This is a genomic window from Candidatus Accumulibacter vicinus (assembly GCF_000584955.1).
Lineage (GTDB): Bacteria > Pseudomonadota > Gammaproteobacteria > Burkholderiales > Rhodocyclaceae > Accumulibacter > Accumulibacter vicinus.
The window spans coordinates 7,229-9,629 of sequence record NZ_JDSS02000039.1; the positions used below are offsets into that span (position 1 = coordinate 7,229).

Genomic DNA, 2,401 nt, shown 5'->3' on the forward strand with positions numbered 1-2,401 from the left:
TTATCTCCATGTCCCCCGCAAAACCCTCAACATCCCGGTGCAATTCGGCAAATGAGACATGGTTCCTTTTGTTGACTAAATCAATAATCTGGTCGTGCATGTTCATGTTTTGGCGTCCAATGCGCCCATCAGCGCGTCATAGAGTTGGTTTCTGGCTCCGTCTACGGCCTGTTGCACGGCGGTCACGGCCAGGGGGGGGAGTCCGCAATCGCGTTCCAAGGCGTCGGGGAGGCTGTCGAGAGTTTGCGCGAGGGCCTTGAAGGCCGCGCCAAGGGTGCGCTCGATGTGGGCGGCGGGAACGACTTTTCCGATGTTCTCAGCAAACTTGAGTTTTTCATTGGCGGCCTTCCAGTGATCGAGCTGATCCTTCGGCTCCATGTCGTCGGGGTTCAGCTTTTTGGCCGCGCCGCCGATCCGATCCGCAATCGCGGTAAAGGCAGCGCGGACATGCCAGACCCGAACACCATTGCGCTCTTGCGAGGGTGCGGTTTCCAGGGCCTGAGCCACTACGCGCCGGTCTATTTGCAGCACGTCGCTGTAGCGGGTGGCTGTCCAGAGCAGGTCGTCTATGGGGGTGACGTTAGGGGCGGGCATGGTGGGCTATGTGTTTGCATGGAAAGGGGAAAAAGTCTGTTAAGCCGGGCGTTCGGATACCCGTGGGCAATGTTTTTTCAGGGAGTACCTTTCACGGTTAGCCCCGCAACGCCCTGACAATTTCAGCCTCGACCGCAGACACAAGCCGTTGCCGCGCCTCCGCTTCGCCAACTCCAGTAAAATCAAACCGACTCCGATACGTTGCCTGCTTCACAAACAGAAACTGCGGCCTGACCTTTCCACTCTTTGTCTTGAGCCAAATGCCAGGGGCTAATCGCCTCCCGGCGCGACGAATCACGAAATACCCGCTCCCCTTGCCCGCCCGCAGACCCTGAATGATGCGGTTAACCGTGGACTTAGACGGGTCGCCATTCGCGCCCCTGATGCCGTCAGCGGGCACAGCCCGCATCCCCGCAGGCAATACGCCCATGCTCATCAACACCCGCTCGTAAGGCTTCAGGCCGCGCGCGCCGCTCACTACATGCGGCGACACAATGGCCTGAGCCTTGGGCGTATCGAACTGCACGGTTGCGGTCAGGTTTTCCTTTGTCGCCATCGTGACCCGCACTTGTCGAGTCAGCCACGGCGCGGGCGTATGGAACACACGACCCATCTCCTGTTGCTCCGCCTTACGAGCGGCGAACGCGGCGGTATTGATAGCCCTGCTGAGGATGAACGGCAGCTGCCGCTCCAACCCCAGCAACGCCGCACGAACAGCGTCCAGGCCGCGCACATCCACGGTTATCACGGCGGCACATCCGAGACGAACATGCCAATCAGCCCAGAAATCAGCCCGCCCGCAGACAGCCAGAACTCAGGGCGCGCCAACAGGGCAGTGACGCTGCCCGCCGTCGGGGCCATCTGGACAATCGCTAGGATGGAGGCGGAGACCAGGGCCAAGCCGCGCTTCGTTGACGCTTCGCCGAGTTGGAAATTGAGATTCATGCGCCTGCCCTCCGCAGCACTCCAAAAATCACGTTATAGGCGGTCGTGAACCGCTCCAGGCCATGACGCCCGCCGTTGACCAAGCGCCGCGCCCTGGCAAAATCTGCCGCCTTCAGCGCCTTTTCTATCGCCTCCGCCCGATCCGCGATGAACAACGCCAACAACTGTGCGGCAATTTGCGGATCGTTCGCCCGCTCAGGATGAGCCGTCAGGTCAACGCCGATGCGCTCGCCATAACGGCGGTAATTGTCGCGCCCGGTCAATTGCACAAATCCCCGACCTGGAAACTTCGCGCCGTCGCCCGGGTGGACATTGCCCAGGTCTTCGCGCCCCTCGTACAAATCAAACGGCTGTTGCGCGGTATTGAACCGGCTAATCCCCTCCGTGACCGGCGCAAAGGCCGCCGTTTCCGCCGCAATCGTGCCCAGGGCATAGGCCACCAGGCGCGCCGAGGTCAGTTGCGCATCCGCCAGCGCGTTCAAAACCACCGGCAAGTGGGTTTCGATGTTCTTGCGCGGCGCGCCGGGGAACGCAGGCGCTACGTCTTTTGCGGTTAATTCAAGGGGGTTCATTGGCCTACCTCCAAAAGTAACAAAATTAAGACGCTTTACGGCCTACGCGGCGGTCGCCACTTCCGGCTTAAATTCAAAAGACATAGGGGCGCAACTGCCTACCAACCGCCGGTGCATGATGGCGCTCATCCGCACCCAACCGGGGGCAACCATCCGCCGATGCGCGCTATCCCACGTCTCACCGGGTGCGATGCGGTAACAGCGATGTTGCTTCCCTCGCTGGCCGCGCTTGCCGGTCATTGTCAGCGACAGCCCTAGCCGCCGCAGGAAATGCCCGGCCCAGCGCACAG

5 protein-coding genes are annotated in these 2,401 nt (G+C 61.1%); all 5 read right to left on the bottom strand.

Annotated features, from left to right (window positions below; genetic code table 11):
- Positions 1 to 102: 102 nt before the first annotated feature.
- Positions 103 to 594, bottom strand: coding sequence for a DUF1441 family protein (locus CAPSK01_RS23765; RefSeq protein WP_273703969.1), 492 nt, complete (start codon positions 592 to 594; stop codon positions 103 to 105).
- A 97-nt stretch (positions 595 to 691) separates the two neighbouring features.
- Positions 692 to 1,342, bottom strand: a complete 651-nt coding sequence (locus CAPSK01_RS17350; RefSeq protein ID WP_034929659.1) for a hypothetical protein — start codon at positions 1,340 to 1,342, stop codon at positions 692 to 694.
- Positions 1,339 to 1,539 carry a hypothetical protein gene (locus CAPSK01_RS17355; RefSeq protein ID WP_034929662.1) on the bottom strand — a complete coding sequence of 67 codons (201 nt, stop codon included), beginning with the start codon at positions 1,537 to 1,539 and terminating at the stop codon, positions 1,339 to 1,341. Before CAPSK01_RS17355 ends, CAPSK01_RS17350 begins: the two co-directional genes overlap by 4 nt.
- Positions 1,536 to 2,111: a hypothetical protein gene (locus tag CAPSK01_RS17360; protein WP_273703970.1), complete on the bottom strand. Its 576-nt coding sequence runs from the start codon at positions 2,109 to 2,111 to the stop codon at positions 1,536 to 1,538. The genes CAPSK01_RS17355 and CAPSK01_RS17360 overlap by 4 nt, the downstream gene beginning before the upstream one ends.
- Positions 2,112 to 2,153: 42 nt before the next feature.
- A partial coding sequence (locus tag CAPSK01_RS23770) for a hypothetical protein (RefSeq protein WP_273703971.1) occupies positions 2,154 to 2,401 on the bottom strand: 248 nt, incomplete at its 5' end.

What these genes read in the sequence shown, in the direction of transcription:
- CAPSK01_RS23765 (WP_273703969.1), bottom strand. Translation starts at nt 594, where the DNA reads ATGCCCGCCCCTAACGTCACCCCCATAGACGACCTGCTCTGGACAGCC.
- CAPSK01_RS17360 (WP_273703970.1), bottom strand. Translation starts at nt 2,111, where the DNA reads ATGAACCCCCTTGAATTAACCGCAAAAGACGTAGCGCCTGCGTTCCCC.
- CAPSK01_RS17355 (WP_034929662.1), bottom strand. Translation starts at nt 1,539, where the DNA reads ATGAATCTCAATTTCCAACTCGGCGAAGCGTCAACGAAGCGCGGCTTG.